Raw genomic sequence first — 2038 nt, 5'->3', positions numbered from 1 at the left:
TCACCACGTTCGACCTCGACGAGTACATCTTTGAGGCGCTCCGCCTGGGGGCGAGCGGATTCCTTGTCAAAGACACCGAGCCGGAGGACTTGATCAACGGGGTGCGGGTCGTGGCCCGGGGCGAGGCGCTGCTGTCTCCGAGCGTCACCCGCCGCGTCATCGCCGAGTACGCGGGACGGCCGCGCCGCCCCGCCCCGGACCGGCGGCTGCGCGACCTGACCGACCGGGAACGCGAAGTGGTGGCCCTGGTGGGGGAAGGGCTGTCCAACGAGGAGATCGCTGCCCGCCTGGTGCTGAGCCCAGCCACGGTGAAAACCCATGTCAGCCGGGCCATGGCCAAACTGCGGGTCCGTGACCGGGCCCAACTGGTGGTGGTCGCCTACGAGACCGGCCTGGTGGCTCCGGGGTGGATGCAGTGACGGGCGGATAGGGCCCCGCTTTTCGGGTAAGGGTTTTCCCCCGACGGCGGCTCAGGGTTGTCCTGTACTCCCCGCAGACGACCCCCGTAGTCCTGGGGTGGTGGCTGACCGCGCTGATCCGCACGCTACGGCGTAGCGCAACTGCCTCCCTGTGGGGGATGTGGCGTGCCCTGGCAACCGGAGAGCATCAGAGTGTTCCGAGGACGATCCGGTCGAGGAGCTCGCCTTCCCATGTTCACTGATCCGTTGCTGTGGGCACGGCTGCAGTTCGCGCTGACCTCAGGTGTCCACTACATGTTCGTGGCCTTCACCTTGGGCATGGCGCCGCTCATCCTCGTCGCCCAGGGCAGCGCGCTGCTGCGCCGGGACGAGGCGCGGCTGGCCGCGGTGCGGTTCTGGGGCGGCCTCTACGTCGTGAACTACGGCATGGGAGTGCTGTCCGGCCTGGTGATGGAGCTGCAGTTGGCGCTGAACTGGAGCGGGTTGAACGACGTGTTCGGCCACGTGTTCAGCGCTCCGCTCGCGGTGGAGACGGTCGCCGCGTTCTTCACCGAGTCCACGTTCTTGGGGCTGTGGATCTTCGGCTGGGACCGCATGAACCGCTGGCTGCACTTGGCGTGCTTCGGCGTGGTGACTTTGACCGCCTACCTGTCGGCGTTCTGGGTGCTGGTCGCGAACGGCTTCCTGAAGAACCCGGTGGGTTTTGCGCTGCGCGACGGTGTGGCCGTGCTCACCGACCCTGTGGCCCTGGTCACCAATCCGGCGGCGCTGCTGGCTTTCGCGCACGTGGCCACGAGCGCGCTGCTGGTGGGCGGCCTGGTGATGGCCGGGGTGAGCGCCTACCACCTGCGCCGCGGCAACGATCCGGACGGGATGTTCCGCCGCGGGGTGCGGCGCGGGGTGGTGGTGGCGTCGCTCGCCTTGTTCCCGACCCCGGCGGCCGGGGGTGCCCAATACTCCTTGGCGGGCGCGCCCCCGACGAGCGGGCTGACGCTCAGCTCAGCCGAGATCGCAGAGATCGAAGCGGCGCGGCCGGAGTCCACCATGGTGCTTGCCGAGGTAGGCAACGGCGTGATGACCCTGTGCTGGACGGTGTTCTTCCTCGTTCTCCCCGTGGCCTTGCTGGCCTGGCTGGTGCGCAGGTTGGACCGCTGGCGCTGGCTGCATTGGCTGCTCTCGGTGATGCCGGTGCTGGCGCTGCTCGCCGGGGTCGCTGGCTGGCTCTACCGGGAGCTGGGACGCCAACCGTGGGCGGTTTGGCACCACATGACGACCGCGGAGGCGATCACTCCGCTGTCAGTACCGCACGCAGTGGCCTCGTTCGTGGTGTTCACCGGGGCGTTCGCAGTGCTGGCGGGGATCACATGGTGGCTGCTGGTCCGCTATGCGCGCCGCGGCCCGCACGGGGGTCCGCTGGCCCCTGCCCCGTCGGGGGACGACGCGCCCGTCGTCCCCGTCCACACCTACTAGCTGTCGGCGTTTCCAGGTGAGGGAGTCGTTGTGGAATCCGTGGCTGTCGTCTTGCTGCTCGTCCTGCTGGGAGGCTATTTCGTCTTCGCGGGCAGCGACATCGGGCTGGGCATGCTGCTGCCGTATGCGGCGCGTTCCCCGGCGGAGCG

Annotated in this window: 2 protein-coding genes; both read left to right on the top strand. The window is 69.0% G+C overall.

What is annotated here, in order from left to right; translation table 11 throughout:
* Nucleotides 1-419 (top strand): response regulator transcription factor (locus QZV72_RS09475; protein ID WP_297007788.1); only part of this gene is annotated, 419 nt, incomplete at its 5' end.
* A gap of 231 nt (nucleotides 420-650) precedes the next feature.
* Nucleotides 651-1889 carry a cytochrome ubiquinol oxidase subunit I gene (locus tag QZV72_RS09470; RefSeq protein ID WP_297007786.1) on the top strand — a complete coding sequence of 413 codons (1239 nt, stop codon included), beginning with the start codon at nucleotides 651-653 and terminating at the stop codon, nucleotides 1887-1889.
* The last annotated feature ends 149 nt before the right edge of the window (nucleotides 1890-2038 follow it).

Origin of the sequence: uncultured Corynebacterium sp. (assembly GCF_902782855.1) — a bacterium.
Classification (GTDB): Bacteria; Actinomycetota; Actinomycetes; order Mycobacteriales; family Mycobacteriaceae; genus Corynebacterium.
Note: the sequence above shows the minus strand (reverse complement) of the source record. Positions and strands in the feature narration are given on the sequence as shown.

What these genes read in the sequence shown, in the direction of transcription:
- QZV72_RS09470 (WP_297007786.1), top strand. Translation starts at nt 651, where the DNA reads ATGTTCACTGATCCGTTGCTGTGGGCACGGCTGCAGTTCGCGCTGACC.